The sequence below is a fragment of the Sungkyunkwania multivorans genome (assembly GCF_042675645.1).
In the GTDB taxonomy this organism is placed as follows: Bacteria; Bacteroidota; Bacteroidia; order Flavobacteriales; family Flavobacteriaceae; genus Sungkyunkwania; species Sungkyunkwania multivorans.
In genome coordinates this window covers 169710-185226 of sequence record NZ_JBHTJH010000001.1, presented here as the reverse complement: position 1 = coordinate 185226, position 15517 = coordinate 169710, and the positions used below count along the sequence as shown (strand labels likewise).

At 42.0% G+C, this 15517-nt stretch carries 20 protein-coding genes; 9 read left to right on the top strand and 11 right to left on the bottom strand.

Features of this window, described 5'->3' with window-relative positions; translation table 11 throughout:
• The first annotated feature begins 70 nt into the window (after window positions 1-70).
• A complete protein-coding gene (locus tag ACFQ1M_RS00850; RefSeq protein WP_386402499.1) occupies window positions 71-802 on the top strand; it encodes a bacteriorhodopsin-like in 732 nt (243 codons plus the stop codon).
• 54 nt (window positions 803-856) lie between these two features.
• On the opposite strand, the gene argS is transcribed toward ACFQ1M_RS00850, so the two are convergent.
• Entirely contained in the window at window positions 857-2629 is a 1773-nt protein-coding gene (gene argS, locus ACFQ1M_RS00845; RefSeq protein WP_386402497.1) for an arginine--tRNA ligase, read from the bottom strand.
• 172 nt (window positions 2630-2801) lie between these two features.
• Here argS and ACFQ1M_RS00840 point away from each other — a divergent pair, with 172 nt between their 5' ends.
• From ACFQ1M_RS00840 to ACFQ1M_RS00830, 3 genes are read left to right on the top strand one after another with little or no spacing between them, the layout of a single operon-like run.
• Complete coding sequence (locus tag ACFQ1M_RS00840; protein ID WP_386402495.1) at window positions 2802-3227, top strand: hypothetical protein; 426 nt, start codon at window positions 2802-2804, stop codon at window positions 3225-3227.
• A gap of 35 nt (window positions 3228-3262) precedes the next feature.
• The gene (locus tag ACFQ1M_RS00835; protein ID WP_386402493.1) at window positions 3263-4687 is read left to right on the top strand and encodes an SDR family oxidoreductase; all 1425 of its coding nucleotides are present in this window, start codon (window positions 3263-3265) and stop codon (window positions 4685-4687) included.
• Between the two features lie 41 nt (window positions 4688-4728).
• Window positions 4729-5349, top strand: a complete 621-nt coding sequence (locus ACFQ1M_RS00830) for a chromophore lyase CpcT/CpeT (RefSeq protein WP_386402491.1) — start codon at window positions 4729-4731, stop codon at window positions 5347-5349.
• 132 nt (window positions 5350-5481) lie between these two features.
• On the opposite strand, the gene ACFQ1M_RS00825 is transcribed toward ACFQ1M_RS00830, so the two are convergent.
• From ACFQ1M_RS00825 to ACFQ1M_RS00785, 9 genes are all read right to left on the bottom strand, one after another.
• On the bottom strand, window positions 5482-6114 hold the full coding sequence (locus ACFQ1M_RS00825; protein WP_386402489.1) for a phosphoadenosine phosphosulfate reductase domain-containing protein: 633 nt from the start codon (window positions 6112-6114) through the stop codon (window positions 5482-5484).
• A gap of 11 nt (window positions 6115-6125) precedes the next feature.
• The gene (locus ACFQ1M_RS00820) at window positions 6126-6368 is read right to left on the bottom strand and encodes a DUF2061 domain-containing protein (RefSeq protein ID WP_386402487.1); all 243 of its coding nucleotides are present in this window, start codon (window positions 6366-6368) and stop codon (window positions 6126-6128) included.
• Window positions 6369-6448: 80 nt separating this feature from the next.
• Entirely contained in the window at window positions 6449-6862 is a 414-nt protein-coding gene (locus ACFQ1M_RS00815) for an RrF2 family transcriptional regulator (protein WP_386402485.1), read from the bottom strand.
• 16 nt (window positions 6863-6878) lie between these two features.
• Window positions 6879-7814 carry a citrulline utilization hydrolase CtlX gene (gene ctlX / locus ACFQ1M_RS00810; protein ID WP_386402483.1) on the bottom strand — a complete coding sequence of 312 codons (936 nt, stop codon included), beginning with the start codon at window positions 7812-7814 and terminating at the stop codon, window positions 6879-6881.
• Between the two features lie 81 nt (window positions 7815-7895).
• A complete protein-coding gene (locus tag ACFQ1M_RS00805) occupies window positions 7896-8723 on the bottom strand; it encodes an alpha/beta fold hydrolase (protein ID WP_386402481.1) in 828 nt (275 codons plus the stop codon).
• Between the two features lie 100 nt (window positions 8724-8823).
• Window positions 8824-9237 carry a hypothetical protein gene (locus tag ACFQ1M_RS00800; RefSeq protein ID WP_386402479.1) on the bottom strand — a complete coding sequence of 138 codons (414 nt, stop codon included), beginning with the start codon at window positions 9235-9237 and terminating at the stop codon, window positions 8824-8826.
• Window positions 9238-9310: 73 nt separating this feature from the next.
• Window positions 9311-9682, bottom strand: coding sequence for a cupin domain-containing protein (locus ACFQ1M_RS00795; RefSeq protein ID WP_386402477.1), 372 nt, complete (start codon window positions 9680-9682; stop codon window positions 9311-9313).
• 1 nt (window position 9683) lies between these two features.
• A complete protein-coding gene (locus tag ACFQ1M_RS00790; RefSeq protein ID WP_386402475.1) occupies window positions 9684-10238 on the bottom strand; it encodes a hypothetical protein in 555 nt (184 codons plus the stop codon).
• A 91-nt stretch (window positions 10239-10329) separates the two neighbouring features.
• Complete coding sequence (locus ACFQ1M_RS00785) at window positions 10330-11874, bottom strand: helicase HerA-like domain-containing protein (protein ID WP_386402473.1); 1545 nt, start codon at window positions 11872-11874, stop codon at window positions 10330-10332.
• Between the two features lie 143 nt (window positions 11875-12017).
• Here ACFQ1M_RS00785 and ACFQ1M_RS00780 point away from each other — a divergent pair, with 143 nt between their 5' ends.
• The 4 genes from ACFQ1M_RS00780 (at window position 12018) to ACFQ1M_RS00765 (ending at window position 14151) form a co-directional block, all read left to right on the top strand.
• The gene (locus ACFQ1M_RS00780) at window positions 12018-12392 is read left to right on the top strand and encodes a RidA family protein (RefSeq protein WP_386402471.1); all 375 of its coding nucleotides are present in this window, start codon (window positions 12018-12020) and stop codon (window positions 12390-12392) included.
• A gap of 60 nt (window positions 12393-12452) precedes the next feature.
• Window positions 12453-13085, top strand: a complete 633-nt coding sequence (locus ACFQ1M_RS00775; protein WP_386402469.1) for a 7-carboxy-7-deazaguanine synthase QueE — start codon at window positions 12453-12455, stop codon at window positions 13083-13085.
• A 4-nt stretch (window positions 13086-13089) separates the two neighbouring features.
• Entirely contained in the window at window positions 13090-13542 is a 453-nt protein-coding gene (locus ACFQ1M_RS00770; RefSeq protein ID WP_386402467.1) for a DUF1569 domain-containing protein, read from the top strand.
• 69 nt (window positions 13543-13611) lie between these two features.
• Window positions 13612-14151 carry a DUF2059 domain-containing protein gene (locus ACFQ1M_RS00765; RefSeq protein WP_386402465.1) on the top strand — a complete coding sequence of 180 codons (540 nt, stop codon included), beginning with the start codon at window positions 13612-13614 and terminating at the stop codon, window positions 14149-14151.
• On the opposite strand, the gene ACFQ1M_RS00760 is transcribed toward ACFQ1M_RS00765, so the two are convergent.
• Complete coding sequence (locus tag ACFQ1M_RS00760) at window positions 14135-14851, bottom strand: class I SAM-dependent methyltransferase (RefSeq protein ID WP_386402463.1); 717 nt, start codon at window positions 14849-14851, stop codon at window positions 14135-14137. The genes ACFQ1M_RS00765 and ACFQ1M_RS00760 overlap by 17 nt on opposite strands.
• Before the next feature lie 83 nt (window positions 14852-14934).
• On the opposite strand from ACFQ1M_RS00760, the gene ACFQ1M_RS00755 reads away from it, so the two are divergent.
• Window positions 14935-15429, top strand: a complete 495-nt coding sequence (locus ACFQ1M_RS00755; RefSeq protein ID WP_386402461.1) for a YkgJ family cysteine cluster protein — start codon at window positions 14935-14937, stop codon at window positions 15427-15429.
• The last annotated feature ends 88 nt before the right edge of the window (window positions 15430-15517 follow it).

The following is a 15517-nucleotide window of genomic DNA, read 5'->3' as shown; positions in this document are numbered from 1 at the left end:
ATAAAATATTAAACATTTTATGTTCAAGTATTCGTAAATTTACTTAAACAAAACTAAATTAATTCTAATTATGGAAATTATTTTAAATCCACTACCGTTGGTCGCAAAGATAGCCACCAATGATTATGTTGGCTTTACATTCTTCGTTGGATGTATGGCAATGATGGCAGCATCAGTGTTCTTCTTCTTCTCCATGAACAGTTATGACCGCAAATGGAGAACATCTATCTTGGTTTCTGGTTTGATCACCTTCATAGCCGCAGTGCACTATTGGTACATGCGCGACTATTGGGCTGCTAATGGAGAGTCCCCAACCTTCTTTCGTTATGTAGACTGGATTCTTACCGTACCATTGATGTGTGTAGAATTCTATTTGATCCTCAAAGTAGCGGGAGCGAAAAGGTCGTTGATGTGGCGCCTTATCGTCCTTTCGGTTATCATGTTGGTCACTGGATATCTAGGAGAGACCGTCTTCAGAGACCAAGCGCAGATATGGGGTCTTATTTCAGGTATCGCATATTTCGTCATCGTTTATGACATTTGGTTAGGAAAAGCAAAGAAACTCGCACAAGAGGCTGGAGGTGCTGTTCTGAAGGCGCACAAAACACTTTGTTGGTTTGTATTGGTCGGCTGGGCGATCTATCCAATAGGTTATATGGCCGGAACACCAGGTTGGTACGAGGGTCTTTTCGGAGGACTATCACTCGATGTAGTATATAATATTGGAGATGCCATCAACAAGATAGGTTTTGGGTTAGTAGTATATAATCTAGCCGTGACTGCTTCTGCTAAGGAAGCATAACATGTTAGTTAGTTGATAGGAGAGGAGGTTTTTGCTAGAAAGCCTCCTCTTTTTTTACATGCGTTCGGGGACTTCGATTCCCAAAAGTGAAAATGCGTCTTCGATCACTTCTCCAACTTTTTTCGCTAGTTGCACTCTAAATGTTTTCTTAGACTCTTCTGGTTCTCCCAAGATAGAAACGCTTTGATAAAAGGAATTGAACGCTTTGACCAGGTCGAACGTATAATTAGCGATCAGCGCCGGACTATGATTTGCTGCTGCCAATTGAATGACCTCTGCAAAGCTTTCCAATTGCTTGATCAACTCCTTTTCCTTCGGATGTATTTCAACGCTTTTCAAGGTTTTGGAATAATCAAAAGTCGCCTTTCTTATGATGGCTTGTATCCTGGCATAGGTATATTGAATAAAGGGTCCAGTATTCCCTTGAAAATCCACAGATTCTTCGGGATTAAAGAGGATTCGTTTCTTCGGATCTACCTTTAAGATATAATATTTAAGGGCTCCGAGTCCGATCTTTCTGTAAACTTCTTGTTTCTCATCCTCGTTATAATCCTCTAGCTTACCGAGTTCTTGAGAGATCTGGCCAGCGGTCTGCTTCATTTCTTCGATAAGGTCATCAGCGTCAACCACAGTGCCTTCCCGACTTTTCATCTTTCCAGAGGGAAGGTCCACCATACCATAACTAAGATGGTATAAATTCTCGGCCCATTCGAATCCCAGTTTTTTCAGAATTAAGAACAACACTTTAAAATGGTAGTCCTGCTCATTCCCAACGGTATAGACCATCCCTGAGATATCTGGATGATCCTTCACCCTTTGAATGGCGGTACCTATGTCTTGAGTCATATAGACGGCTGTACCATCACTTCGCAATACGATCTTTTCGTCCAGGCCTTCATCGGTAAGGTCACACCAGACCGAGCCATCTTCTTTTTTAAAGAAGACACCTTTTTCTAATCCTTCTGCCACAAACTCTTTCCCAAGAAGGTAGGTGTCGCTTTCATAATAGTAGGTGTCAAAATCCACACCCAATGCCTTATAGGTTTCCTCAAAACCGTCGTAGACCCAACCGTTCATCCTTTGCCAAAGAGCGACAACTTCCTTATCTCCCGCCTCCCATTTTCTTAACATTTCTTGTGCCTCAAGGAGAATCGGAGCCTCTTTCTCTGCTTCCTTTTTATCCTTGCCACCTACCACTAAAGCTTCGATCTCAGCTTTGTAGGCCTTGTCAAAGGCAACATAATAGTTTCCTACCAGTTTATCGCCCTTCAATCCTGTAGATTCTGGGGTCTCTCCGTTGCCATATCGTTGCCATGCCAACATGGACTTGCAGATATGTATCCCACGGTCGTTAATGATCTGGGTCTTATATACCTTATGGCCAGCTGCCTTTAATATTTCGGCAACCGAGTATCCCAATAAGTTATTTCGTATATGTCCTAGATGAAGCGGCTTGTTGGTGTTGGGGGAAGAGTATTCCACCATGATGGGGTCATTGCTCGTCTTTGCAAAACCGTATTGCGTTTCATCCTTAATAATATTGAAGAATTGCAAATAGTAGCTGTCGGCCACAGAAAGGTTTAAAAATCCTTTCACCACATTAAAGGCCTTGATTTCTTCTACATTGGCCGTTAGAAAACCTCCAATAGCTTCACCGATGGCGACAGGATTGCCTTTGACCAAACGCAACATCGGAAACACCATGACCGTGATGTCTCCTTCAAACTCTTTGCGAGTTGGAGTGAAATCTACTGAAGGTAATTCGACATTATAGATCGATTGTACGGCTTCTTGTACTTTCTTTGTCAATGTTTGCTGTAGGCTCATCGGATGCTTAAATTTTAAGCCCTTCCATCCCAAATGGACGTTCGGGCGAGGGTGCAAAGATAGTTTTTTTCACACTCAGTTTTAGGGACTGTTATCAGTTTCTTAAAAGCCGTTAATTAATGCCAATTACTGTTACAAACTGCAATGGAATTCAGTATCTTTAAAGGAAAAAATGCTACTCAACGTTTCTTACAACAATCCTGATATCAAAAGAAGGATCGATGCCGAATTAGGTCCGACCATTCCATTTTTTGAACGCATAAAAATGGGCGGCATAGGATCCCCAAGATTGGTGATCACCAGCACGAGTGTGGAAATAAATAATCTACTCATCCTGGATAATAATCGAAATTATTGCAATGTGGAGATTCGACCAAAGGGCATCATTGTGGGCTTCAGGTCTTTGCTGGAGAGCTATGCACTGGTCATCCCATTTTACAAATTAAGACTGTACAAGGGAAGAGCCGAGGAATATTCCATCTACAGGGACCATTACTTCATAAAGGTAGAGGCCAAAGAAAAGAATGTCCATAGTTTCTTTAAGAAATTGTTGGCCTTTCAAGCCGAAAATGCACCAATGCAGGTAGACGATTTATAGCAATTCTTTATATTTTAAGTTAAAAGTACCTCTTGATGAAAATATTACTCACTGGCGCCAATGGTTATATAGGAATGCGTCTACTGCCTCAACTGTTAGAAATGGGACATGAAGTAGTTTGCGCAGTGCGTGATGAAGAACGTTTGTCTATTGATAAGGAAACCAGGGCAAAGGTAGAAGTAGTTGAGGTTGATTTTCTTAAAGAGGTGACACCCGACCTGATTCCAAAAGATATCGATGCGGCCTATTATCTGATACATTCGATGACGGCTTCCACCACCGATTTTGATGAAAAGGAAGCAAGATCGGCACGAAACTTCAATGCCTATATGGTTCCGACGAATGTCCAACAGGTCATTTACCTAAGTGGTATCGTCAATGATGAAAACCTTTCAAAACATTTATCTTCGAGAAAGCGGGTAGAAGAGATCCTCTATGAAGGAGATTTTGATCTCACGGTCCTTAGGGCTGGAATCATTGTTGGTTCTGGAAGTTCTTCCTTTGAGATCATCCGAGACCTCTGCGAAAAACTTCCAGTAATGATCACCCCAAAGTGGGTGCTGACAAAAACACAACCCATTGCGATCAGGGATGTCATTACTTTTTTGACAGGAGTTCTTGGCAATGAGAAATGTTATAATGACTCTTTTGATATTGGTGGTCCCAATGTTCTCACTTATAAACAGATGCTTCATCTCTATGCTAAAACCAGAGGTTTCCGTAATTGGATCTTTACCGTTCCTGTGATGACTCCTAGACTTTCTTCCTATTGGTTATACTTTGTAACATCCACCTCCTACAAGCTGGCTATTAATTTGGTAGATAGTATGAAAATGGAAGTTGTTGCCAAAGACAATCGACTTCAGCATATCTTGGATATTAAACCACACACCTATGTCGAGGCCATTGAAATGGCCTTTTCAAAGATCGAGCAAAATATGGTGGTCAGTAGTTGGAAAGATAGCATGGTCAGTGGACGTTTTAAAAAAGATCTAAGCAAATATATCCAAGTTCCAAAATATGGATGCTTGCACGACAAGAAGAAGATAAAATTGCAAGATCCGGATAAGGCATTGGCACGCATTTGGAGTATAGGCGGTGATAAGGGCTGGTATTATGGAAACTGGATGTGGAAGGTAAGAGGACTTTTAGATAAATTGTTCGGAGGTGTCGGTTTGCGTCGTGGACGTACACATCCAGACAAGATCTTTCCTGGGGATGCACTGGATTTTTGGCGTGTATTGATGGCCGATAGAGAAGAAAAAAGAATATTGTTGTTTGCCGAGATGAAAGTTCCTGGTGAAGCTTGGTTAGAATTTGATATTGACGAGTATGGTGTCTTGCATCAGACAGCCACGTTTAGACCTCGTGGATTATGGGGAAGGATCTACTGGTACGCCATGGTACCATTCCATTATTTTATTTTTGGGGGGATGATAAGGAACATTGCAAAAGCATAGATAATCGCTTAACTTTATATTGAAATCATCAATCGTTTTACATGAAAAAAATTGCCCTGATGTTTACCACCTTTGCATTAATGGTTGGCTGCAGAACAAGCTCGAAAACAGATGCCGAGCTCGATGAGCTGTTTATGATGATGCAAGGTTCATTCAGTTCGGAGCAACAGGCGGCAAAAGATTCTGCATATTATTATATATCACTACATATGTATCCGATATGGGAAGATAGAGGACATTTTCTATATGTGGAACAAGCCTTGCACACCTTGCCCGATCGGCCTTATCGCCAGCGTATATTCGAACTTAGGCGAGTGGACCAAAATACGCTATCGAGCCATAGCTATGTCTTGCCAAACGATACCCTATGGGTAGGAAAATGGAAAACTCCCGAAGCCTTTGACGACCTTAGGCTAGATGATCTTAAAGAAAGAGAGGGTTGCGAGTTAAGGCTTGTGAAGCAAGATGATGGCTCTTTCAAAGGAAGCACGGGAGATAAAACATGTGAGAGCAGTCTGCTCGGAGCTGCCTATGCAACTTCTCAGGTTGTCATCGATGATCAAAAACTTATTTCCTGGGATCGCGGGTTCGATAAAGAGGGCAATCAGGTCTGGGGAGCCGAAAAAGGAGGTTATATCTTTGATAAGATCGTGATGTACTAAAAAAAAGAACACCGTTCGGTCATTAACGGTGTTCATTCATTCATTTCGCACTGAACCAACGCTCGGGGAGCTGGAGCTAGGTGTTGGCGGTCGGTCATTGGTATAAGATCATCACGATCTCCCCTAATACTTTCAACTGTTTTCAGAAAAGGCAACATGCAATCCACATTCCCGATTGTCCAATGCCTTTGTAGGGTCAAAGTATTTAAACTCATTGCTTAAATCATGTGCGGAAAGGTACGTATCGAGTTCGGTGTCGCTCCAATAATAAAATGGACTCACCTTCAACACACCGTCATTTCCAACGGATAAGATATCCAAGCTATTCCTCAAAGCGGTTTGTCCCTTTCTTAGATTGGTAAACCAAACGTCTGGTTGGTGTTTGGCCATTGCCCTGCCAAAAGGCTCCAGTTTTACTTGATAGGTAAACTCTTTGTGAATAGGGTCATCGATATGCGGGATTCCCATGACTGTATCTCTGTGTGCCGTGGTTTGCTTCGGAACAAAAAGATCGATGTTAAGGTCAAGTTGCTCGATCAACTGTTCTGCATGCTTGTAAGTGTTTGGTGTGTTATATCCGGTATCACACCAGATCACGACAATATTCTCTTTGACACTAGTGGTCGCATGAAGTATGGCGGCCTCGTAAGGACGAAAATTTGTGGTCACCACAGGACGCTGAGCTATCGAAAGCGCCCATCTTATAATTTCTTCAGGGCTCTTTGCTTTAAGTTGATCGTTTATTTCTTCAATATTGATATTCATACTGTCAAAGTTTATTTTTTGTTCATATTTCGCATCGCCCAAGCTCTTTCATGGAAATAGTATAAGACCATTTTAGAAACCACTTCCACACCGGCAATTCCAGATGCAATCGTAAAATCACCGGTCAATAGCCAAGAGATCAACATGGTGTCCAGAGTACCTATGATACGCCATGAGATGGTCTTCAACAATGAGATCTTTTGGCTTTCTGATACTTTCTGGTCTTTATGCTTTCTTATGAGGTCGAGGATCATTTTGAGATTACGATTTTATAAGATCACAGGCAAATATACTATTAATCTATTGAATAAGTAGATTATTAAAGCAAATTTTTTTATTCGGCCGTTAAGTCTTTCAACGTTCTGTTTTCCAACACTTTAAGAGTATTGTCTCTGACCTCTATCATCAACGAGTGCAAACTACAGGCATGTTCGTCTGGACAATCGTCGCAACGCTCATAAAAATTAAGACTTACACAGGGAAGCATGGCAATTGGGCCTTCTAAGACACGGATCAAGGAGGCCATTGTGATGTCTTCTGGTTTTTTAAGTAGATAGTAGCCCCCACCTTTCCCCATTTTAGAACCAAGAAAACCGGCCTTGCGCAGTTGTAGTAGGATCGTTTCAAGGAATTTTTTAGAAATATGTTCTTTTTCAGCGATCTCAGAGATCAAAACGGGGGACCTATCCTTTTTTTTGGCCAGATAGGTTAAGGCCTTGAGGCCATATTTTGTCTTTTTAGAAAGCATCTTACTAAATTAGGAATTATTTCTTCGGCAGAAAAACCTCTGCCATCATGCATCGTGCACTACCACCGCCACAGGTCTCGATCGTATCCAAAGAACTGGAAAGGATGGTGGAGTGCTTTTCTATCGCGCTGATCTGTGACGCTGTCAAGCTTTGATGTGCGGCAGCACTCATCACCAGATACTTTTTACCGTTCGCACCTTCCACCTGCAACATATTCCCTGCAAATTTACTTACCTGCTCTTCGGTAATGGCAATGATCTCTTTTCCATCCTCTTTGAGATGTGCGATAACGTTCTTACGTTCTTTCTTGTCATCGATGCACTCCAAACAAATGATCGCTAAATGCTCACCTAGTGCCATCATCACATTGGTGTGATAGATTGCCTTTCGTCCGCCATCTACGGTTTGATTCGCCGTGAAAATGACTGGTGTATATTCGAAATCCTCACAAAATTCAATGACCAATTCTTCATCAGCCCGTGGTGAGAGCGCACAGTATGCTTTTCGATTTACACGATCCAATAGTAAGCTCCCAGTACCCTCAAGAAAAAAACCTTCATCTTCGGCGGAGGTGTAGTCGATGATATTCTTAATTTCAAAGTTTTGATTTTCCAAAAGGAACAGAATATCTTCGCGACGTTCAGCGCGACGATTTTCAGCAAACATGGGATAAAGTCCAATGTCACCATTCTCGTGAAACGATATCCAGTTATTAGGAAAGATACTGTCTGGCGTATCCGGTTTTTCCGTGTCTTCAATGACGATCACATTGACACCTACTGCCCGCAGTTTTTCTACGAATTCATCAAACTCCTTCTGGGCACGAGCATTCACGGTTTTCGGCAGAATATCTTCTAACTCCTTCTGATAGTAGTTATTGACCGCGGTTTGCTCATTTGCCCTAAAACCTACAGGGCGAACCATTAATATGGTATTGGTGATCTGCTTCATTATTTGTTCTTGCTATGATGTCCGAATAATAAAAGAAAACGGTGCGGTAAAATTAATTAATTGATCAGATATACGATCCAATCAAGACGCAATAAAATCAAAAACTTCGCTATACACTTTTTCCGACGGCAACGAATGTCCTAAACCTTCGGTAGCGATGAATTTCGAACCCTTTAGGTTGGAGGCGATGGCTTTACCTTCTGCAAAAGGGGTGATATCATCGAATCTGTCGTGTATGATGAGCGACTTTAGCTCTTCAAAGGCCTTTGCGTACTTGGGAATAGAAAATTCATCGAAGCGCATCCCAAACTTTTCCTCACATAGATCTTCTAAAGAAGCCATGATATTGTTGTTATAACCCAGTAGCTTTTGGTAGTCGGCCATAATTCTACTTAGATAGGCTGGTGGAGCAAGAAGGACCATTTTTTTTAAGGAGCGAACAGGATATTTATAATGAAGATAGGCAATTGAGGTTGCACCCATAGAATGTCCCACTAGGACTTCTGGTTGAAATTCTTTGCAGGCCACGTTAAGAAATTCAACATACAGCGGTAGATCGAACAGGGCACCTCCCGAATTTCCATGTTTTGGTGCATCGATGGCGATGATGGTATGACCTATATCTTTCAATTTAAGGATGTAAGGTTCCCAACGCCCTGCGTTACTTTCCCAACCATGAGCGAAAAGAATGGTCGTCTTATGTCCTTTCCAAATATAGGCGGTGATAGGAATCTCTTCAAAGAACAAGACATGCTTTTCTGAAGTATCTAAAAATTGCCTCTGCTCATCGGTAATGGCACCTTTTCTCGGAGAGCAGAATAAGATAAATGCCTTATGCGTGGCAGCGTTTAAATTGAAAACGCTTAGTAGGTTGTAGTAGAGACCAATGACTTTGGCGAATAACTTCATGCTTTGTAAAGAAAATAGCTTGTGATTCTTTGATGCAGCGCAAGTTAATAGATCTCAACAATTGGGTCTACTGAATCATGTAACTTTTTAGTGGTCGAAATTACAGAGCTATCAGTGTCGATGGTATTCTTCGATATTTCTGCACACAAGGTTCGAAACAAGGAAAATAGAGCAGCAGCTCATCATTTTCTATTTCATAAACGATCCTATAATCTGAAGAAACACAATTGGCAGGTAAAATATGTTCGCTCGTGTAGGTGCCAGAGGACGAATTTTCGTTGGTAAGAAAAAGTACACAGAGATCCCCGTCGGAGGTGACGGTACCATCGGCATAAAAGCTTAAGGTTCTATCGATCGATACGGGCTCGAACTCCCCGCTTCCATCACCAGGATCGGCCAGCTGTTCCGTTAACTTCCATTTTGAGACCAATTCTTGAGCGTTATCATCATCAGAACAGCTATAGCTTAAAAGCGCTGAGATAAGCAGACTAATTGCTAAAAGTGAGTTTTTCATGTTCGGTCGTTTTTTCCTAGATGAAGAAAGTTTGGAACCGTTGCGCTATTGCCCAATTTTTTTTGGGAGTGAGCTACGCGTCCTCTCTGTTCACTGTTTCGATAGAGAAGGCCGGCAAGCAGATTGCGAGGTATTCGCATGCTGCGTCAAAAGGATTGGAGTATTGGACTCTAGTGTTCTTTTCAATTCGAATTGATTGCCCAGTTTCCAAAACAATGATTTCCCCCTCGATAATGAATTGTTTTTTCCCTTTGATGATATAGGTGTATTCGTCAAAGCTTGGTGTTTGAAAGGGTTCGCTCCAACCTGGAGGCGCAACCATGTGGGCGATACTAATGTCTTCATTTCCATCCGAGGCCCTTCCAAAGTGTTCCTCGATAAGTTTGCCATGATCGGTAGGAACAACAAAAGGTGAACGTTGAATACTATATTTCTTTTTTTTCATATTACCAGCTGATCATAAAGAATTTTATCTCAGCATCGTCAGGTATTTGCGTCGCCTCGATCTTTACAGTGCTATCATACCTAAGGTCTGCAGGAAGTTCCTTTTTGTCGATGGTAAAATAGGCATCCAACTCGTTGACGAATATCACCACATTCCGCAACGTATTCTCGATCTTATCGATCTTATGATTTTCCGTGATATCCTTAAATGTACTTTTTAGACCAATGCCTTTTACCGAAGTAAAACGACCATCGAAGATCTGTATGTCAGCTATGGTTTCATCGGGGTCGTGTTGTTCCTTTGGGACAAGGCTAAAGAGTCTTTTCCCACCTTTCTCGTAAACGATGTACATGTCGCTCCCAGCTTGGGCATAATCACCTTCGCCAATGCGTTTTACCAACGAGTCATTGGCAAAGATAGCATCTAGTTCTGCTACGGTTGTATCTTTCGTAAGCTTACCGATTGTTCCTTTGGAAATCAGAAAAGGATTTTCTTCCTCCTTTGAACAACTTGATGCTGCTATCAGAATAGTTAGGGAAAATAGAATTCTCTTCATGTAATATTGAAATAATAATTTTTTTTTACCAAAAACCAAAAACCAAAAACCAAAAACCAAAAACCAAAAACCAAAAACCAAAAACCTAGAACTACTTCATCACTTTCTTCAATACGCCCATCACACCGCGGATAAAGGTGGCGCTGGTCAGCACTTTTACAACAGGATTCATTCGAGTACTTCTTCTACTGGTGCTTCTAGAGCGGGACGAAGTTCTAGCGGCTCGTTCCTTTTCCTTTCGTTCGGCTTCTTCTTTTTCGGCCTTCGCCCTATCGGCTTCAGCTTTTGCTATCTTTTCATTCAAAATTTCGTATGCAGAATCGCGATCTACTTCTTCATTGTACTTTTTTATCAATTTGGAATTCTCGATCAAGGCCTTCAGTTCACCTTCGGTAAGTACATCCATTCGGCTCATCGGGGCGCGAAGCATTGTGGCTGCCAGAGGCGTGGGGCGTCCCTTTTCGTCCAAAGCGGTGATCAGGGCCTCGCCTATACCTAGCGAGGTCAGGACCTCTGCGGTATTATAATATTCAGAATCCGGATAGTTTTGGGCTGTCATTTTTATCGCCTTGCGGTCTTTTGCGGTAAATGCACGCAGTGCATGTTGCACTTTCAACCCTAATTGCGCTAGTACAGCATCTGGTACATCGGTCGGATTCTGAGTCACAAAATAAAGGCCAACTCCTTTAGAACGAATCAGTTTTACAATACTCTCTATCTGATCGAGCAATGCGTCGGAGGCTTCTTTAAAGATGAGGTGCGCTTCATCGATGAATAATATCAATTCCGGCTGGTCACTGTCACCTTGTTCTGGAAAGGTAGAATAGATCTCGGCTAACAAGCTCAACATAAAGGTGGAGAAGAGTTTTGGCTTATCTTGAATGTCTGTCAATCGAATGATATTGATATATCCTCTACCATTTTCGTCGATTCGTGTGAGATCATCGACATCAAAGGATTTTTCACCAAAAAATAGCTCTCCGCCTTGCTGTTCGATCTCGATGACCTTTCTCAGGATGGCACCAGTCGAAGCAGTAGAGATCCTCCCATAAAGATCTTGGAATTCTTTCTTTCCCTCATCAGTTGCGAATTGCAATACCTTCTTAAAGTCTTTCAGGTCGAGCAATGGCAGCTTGTTGTCATCACAAAATTTGAAGATTACGGCTACAACGCCAGATTGGGTGTCATTGAGGTCCAATATCCTCGACAACAATACTGGCCCAAACTCCGAGACGGTGGCACGTAGACGTACACCTTCCTGTTCGGAAAGACTTAATATTTCTACAGGAAAAGGCTTTGGAGTAAATGGGATACCGATCTTTTCGTGTCGTTCGTCTATCTTTGGATGGCCAGGGCTAGGTTGTGCCAATCCACTTAGATCTCCTTTTAGGTCCATCAACAGGACAGGGATGCCTTTTTCTGATAGATTTTCTGCGATCACCTGCAAGGTTTTGGTCTTTCCTGTTCCAGTGGCCCCTGCAATTAGCCCATGACGATTCAAAGTCTTTAGAGGGATTTTTACATGTGCGCCAGTGATGGTCTCCTCACCAAGCATCGCAGCTCCCATGGTGATATAGTCCCCTTTTGTTTTATATCCTTCGTTGATGAATTCCAAAAATTGTGAAGTATCGCTCATTGCAATGAAATTTTGATAAAAATACTTTAAATTTCAAAATGGTTAAAGGATTCAACCTTAAACATAAAACTTTTACTATGCGACATATAAACTTTTTAGCCGTTATTATTTTTTTGATATGTCTGTCGTGCAAACAGGATCAAGTGCCAGTCTTTCATAAATCTCATGAGCCAAAGAAACAGAATGCCCCATTTAGCGATGCGGTTCAGGTCGGTGACATGCTCTTTCTGGCCGGACAAGTGGGAATGGATCACTCAGTAAGAAAATTGGTCCCTGGAGGTATTAAAGCCGAAACACGCCAATGTATAGCGAATATAAAGGCGGTTCTAGAACATCACGGTAGCTCTTTGGGCAAGGTGGTAAAATGTACAGTAATTTTAAGTGATATCAATGATTTTGCTGACTTTAACGAAGTATATACACAATATTTCCCTAACAGACCAGCACGTACCACTTTTGCAGCAGCCGGATTGGCGGTCGGTGCCAAAATCGAGATCGAAGTAGTTGCGGTGAAGTAGATCATAAGAAAACTGTTGACCTTCAATTGAAAACTGCCAACTAAAGAATATCTTTGCCCCATGATCAAAACAGAGACACAGACGTTGGTAGCGAAGGGACTAGTATTGCCATTGATGGAAGAGTTCTATACCATCCAAGGAGAAGGATATCACAAAGGAACTGCTGCTTATTTTATTCGGGTGGGTGGTTGTGATGTTGGCTGCCATTGGTGTGATGTGAAGGAAAGTTGGAATGCCGAGACACATCCACCCACAGCTGTCGAACACATAGTGGAGAACGCAGCCAAGTATTCGGATACGATCGTTGTAACCGGTGGTGAACCCTTGACCTGGAATATGGAGCCGCTCACATCACAGTTAAAGGCGAAAGGCATGCAAACTCATATCGAGACCTCGGGCGCCTATGCCGTGACCGGACATTGGGATTGGTTTTGTTTGTCTCCTAAGAAGATGAAATTACCCGTAGAACAAGCATATAAGGTTGCAAATGAGCTAAAAGTGATCGTTTACAATCATCATGACTTTCAATTTGCTGAAGAGCAGGCTTCCAAGGTTGGGAAAGACTGTATATTGTACTTGCAGCCAGAATGGAGCAAACGAGATAAAATGATTCCAGCAATCGTCGATTATGTTATGGAGCATCCAAAATGGAAAGTATCGTTACAAACGCATAAATATTTGAATATCCCTTAACAATATGGCCAATTATCTTGTTGCGATTGAAAGGCTGATACCTGAATGGAAGAAAGAGAACCCCGCAGTTTCTAAGGTATCTGTCGGGTGGCATCTAGATCATAGTTTGAAGGTGGTCATCGGGGTGTGCAAACAACTTGAAAGGGCAAATCCGAAAGACTATAGACCCAAGTTTTCGTTTTTGGGAGCAGCGATCATGACGATTGGTAAGATTCCACGAGGTAAAGGCAGGGCACCCAAGGCGAGCAGAACAACCGACGAAATTACTCAGGAAACACTGTCTCGACAGCTTGAAAAGGCTCATGAAGAACTATTGAAATTCGATAATTTCCATTCCAATGCCTTTTTTGAGCATCCTTATTTTGGTCATATGAACACAAAGAAGGCCAAAAAGTTTCTAAAAATACATACCGTTCATCATTTGGCTATTGTAAATGATATCTTATCCAAAGAATAAAATTGTTCACGTCTGGAATTCAACAGGCTATGGTTTTTTTGTATTTTTCAATTCAAAATTCGAACGTTTATGAAAACGAGATTATTCTTTTTGGTAGCTATTTTACCATTGATCAGCTTTGCACAGACCAACAGTAGCTCTTTTGTAGATAATACACTTCACTATTTAAGGGTCAATGGCACACAAGAACTGTATGAAGATGCCGTAGATCAGTTATTCGTGCTGCTAAAACAGCAATACGCCTCCCAAAATGTGCCCGAAAGTGTTTGGACCGAATTAAAGGAAAGCAAAACGAAATCCGTGAATGATCTGAAGGCCATCATGGTCTCTGCATATAGGGCGCATTTCAACAATGAGGATATAAAGAACATGATCGCATTCTATGAGTCGGATGCCGGCCAACAACTTAAAGCAGACCGCAGTAAGCTAACCGATGAACAACGGCGTGAAGTTGGGGTTTTTTACAAAACAGTGGCAGGACAGAAGATCATCGATACGCAAGCTGAGTTGACCAAAATTGTAGGTCAGATATCTCAAGATTGGAGTAGTGCGCTTTATCGAGAAATGACGGGTCGCTTGAAAGAAAAGGGATTTACAAGGCCTCAGTAAGCCTAGCTAAATAATCGTAGTGATTACCTTCCTCTATAAGTTCGCAATCAAAGCCATTCGCAATGGCAGCATTTTGTAGGGTATTGTAATCGATATACATCCAATCGAAGGGCGGTTCTACATCGCCTTTATACTTCACAATATAATCCAACTCACCGTAATAGGCCATATCGGCTGGAATTAACCGACCACCATCCTCATCTTCGTCAAACATGTAAATGATGTCGGAAGAATCGAGTAATATCTGTCCGTTGGGTCTCAAAAGTCTTTTCAATTGTTGAAGGAAGGTGGAGATGCGATTTAAACGACCGCACAAACCTGCACCATTCATCAATAGTAAGATGGTGTCAAAGGTTTCCCCTTCCATCTGCATCAGATCTTGGTGTCTTGCATCTTCAACACCTCTTAATTTGCAGGTCGCAATGGCACCTTCAGAAATATCAATAGCAGTAACTTCGAGACCTCGCTCATTTTGAAGATACAAAGCGTGGCTTCCTGCACCACAACCCACATCCAACACCTTTCCTTTTGACAGTTGCAAGGCCTGCTGCTCAATCCTTGGCATTTCAGCATAAGCACGGAAAAGATAGGGTAGCGGCAGGTCATCCTCTTCGGAAATGGAGGTTTCGGTCTTTAGGTCCTCGGTATACTTTCCAAGATGGTAGTCCAAGATGGCTTTTCCAAATAGGTCTTTTGACATTTTGATTGAATTGTCATTCCGCACTTGATGCGGAATCTATTAACTTTGGATTCCTGCTTCCGCAGGAATGACAAAATAATTGTATGGAAGAATTTCAAAAAGAGCTCCCAAAGCTGGCCAAAGATAAGCATCCAGAGAACAAGAAATACTTTGCGAAGTTAAAAAAGAAGCCACCTAAGGATTTGGATTATACGATGCAAGAGATCCATGACGAGGAGTTCGAACGCACCGATTGTCTCAGTTGTGCAAATTGCTGTAAGACCACCGGCCCGCTATTTACCAATGCGGACATCGCTCGCATCTCCAAACACTTCAAAATGAAAGAGCATCGCTTTATAGCGCAATACTTGCATTTTGATGAGGACGATCATTATGTGCTAAAAAGCGTTCCGTGTACCTTCTTGGCAGATGATAACGAGTGTATGATCTACGATGTACGTCCGAAGGCGTGTAGGGAATATCCACATACCGATCGGAAGAAATTCTATCAGATCAGTGACTTGACCTTGAAGAATGTTGCTATATGTCCAGCGGCCTATAACATTGTTGAAGAGATGAAGAAGCGGATCCCAAAGTAATTCAGCCGAGGTGACCTTTTCGTTACATTGGAGCAAGATCTCATTGAAATTTGAGAATGATGCATGCAGAATATTTAGAATTTCGTAA

Excerpts from the sequence above, each read along its gene's own strand:
- ACFQ1M_RS00815 (WP_386402485.1), bottom strand. The coding sequence starts at position 6,862 with ATGCTTTCTAAAAAGACAAAATATGGCCTCAAGGCCTTAACCTATCTG.
- ACFQ1M_RS00825 (WP_386402489.1), bottom strand. The coding sequence starts at position 6,114 with ATGAATATCAATATTGAAGAAATAAACGATCAACTTAAAGCAAAGAGC.
- ACFQ1M_RS00850 (WP_386402499.1), top strand. The coding sequence starts at position 71 with ATGGAAATTATTTTAAATCCACTACCGTTGGTCGCAAAGATAGCCACC.
- ACFQ1M_RS00775 (WP_386402469.1), top strand. The coding sequence starts at position 12,453 with ATGATCAAAACAGAGACACAGACGTTGGTAGCGAAGGGACTAGTATTG.
- ACFQ1M_RS00785 (WP_386402473.1), bottom strand. The coding sequence starts at position 11,874 with ATGAGCGATACTTCACAATTTTTGGAATTCATCAACGAAGGATATAAA.
- ACFQ1M_RS00805 (WP_386402481.1), bottom strand. The coding sequence starts at position 8,723 with ATGAAGTTATTCGCCAAAGTCATTGGTCTCTACTACAACCTACTAAGC.
- ACFQ1M_RS00760 (WP_386402463.1), bottom strand. The coding sequence starts at position 14,851 with ATGTCAAAAGACCTATTTGGAAAAGCCATCTTGGACTACCATCTTGGA.
- ACFQ1M_RS00835 (WP_386402493.1), top strand. The coding sequence starts at position 3,263 with ATGAAAATATTACTCACTGGCGCCAATGGTTATATAGGAATGCGTCTA.
- argS (WP_386402497.1), bottom strand. The coding sequence starts at position 2,629 with ATGAGCCTACAGCAAACATTGACAAAGAAAGTACAAGAAGCCGTACAA.
- ACFQ1M_RS00770 (WP_386402467.1), top strand. The coding sequence starts at position 13,090 with ATGGCCAATTATCTTGTTGCGATTGAAAGGCTGATACCTGAATGGAAG.
- ACFQ1M_RS00820 (WP_386402487.1), bottom strand. The coding sequence starts at position 6,368 with ATGATCCTCGACCTCATAAGAAAGCATAAAGACCAGAAAGTATCAGAA.
- ctlX (WP_386402483.1), bottom strand. The coding sequence starts at position 7,814 with ATGAAGCAGATCACCAATACCATATTAATGGTTCGCCCTGTAGGTTTT.
- ACFQ1M_RS00795 (WP_386402477.1), bottom strand. The coding sequence starts at position 9,682 with ATGAAAAAAAAGAAATATAGTATTCAACGTTCACCTTTTGTTGTTCCT.
- ACFQ1M_RS00840 (WP_386402495.1), top strand. The coding sequence starts at position 2,802 with ATGCTACTCAACGTTTCTTACAACAATCCTGATATCAAAAGAAGGATC.
- ACFQ1M_RS00830 (WP_386402491.1), top strand. The coding sequence starts at position 4,729 with ATGAAAAAAATTGCCCTGATGTTTACCACCTTTGCATTAATGGTTGGC.
- ACFQ1M_RS00755 (WP_386402461.1), top strand. The coding sequence starts at position 14,935 with ATGGAAGAATTTCAAAAAGAGCTCCCAAAGCTGGCCAAAGATAAGCAT.
- ACFQ1M_RS00800 (WP_386402479.1), bottom strand. The coding sequence starts at position 9,237 with ATGAAAAACTCACTTTTAGCAATTAGTCTGCTTATCTCAGCGCTTTTA.
- ACFQ1M_RS00765 (WP_386402465.1), top strand. The coding sequence starts at position 13,612 with ATGAAAACGAGATTATTCTTTTTGGTAGCTATTTTACCATTGATCAGC.
- ACFQ1M_RS00790 (WP_386402475.1), bottom strand. The coding sequence starts at position 10,238 with ATGAAGAGAATTCTATTTTCCCTAACTATTCTGATAGCAGCATCAAGT.